Genomic DNA, 409 nt, shown 5'->3' on the forward strand with positions numbered 1-409 from the left:
ACCCGGCGAACTCGCCCTCGGTGATGGTGATTTTCTTCGGCATGCAGACTCGGCCTTACTTCTGGGCGTGCGGTGCAGCATATAGGCGCAATGAGCGATCCGATCGAAACCGCAATCCTGAATAAAATCGCCTCCCTCGAGCCGGGCAAGAGCATCGAGCCCGCCGAAGTGGCCAAGACGCTACAGCCCGAACAGTGGCAGCGGATGCTGCCCAAGGTGCGCGCCGCCGCCTTGACCCTGATGCGTCAAGGCAAGCTGACCATCACCAAAAAGGGCAAGGCCGTCGATCCCGACGACTTCAAGGGGGTTACGCGCCTGCGCCAGGCCACGCCGGAAGAGGCCGCCCTGGCGCTGAGCCGCCGTCCGCCGGTCGTCGACCAGGACGATGACGACTAACCTCGAAGATATC

The 409-nt window shown here is 63.1% G+C and carries 1 protein-coding gene; it reads left to right on the forward strand.

Features of this window, described 5'->3' with window-relative positions; translation table 11 throughout:
• Window positions 1-90: 90 nt before the first annotated feature.
• On the forward strand, window positions 91-396 hold the full coding sequence (locus CVH10_RS17860; RefSeq protein ID WP_106489358.1) for a DUF3253 domain-containing protein: 306 nt from the start codon (window positions 91-93) through the stop codon (window positions 394-396).
• Window positions 397-409 lie beyond the last annotated feature (13 nt).

Source organism: Halomonas sp. ND22Bw (assembly GCF_003011945.1).
GTDB lineage: Bacteria > Pseudomonadota > Gammaproteobacteria > Pseudomonadales > Halomonadaceae > Halomonas > Halomonas halophila.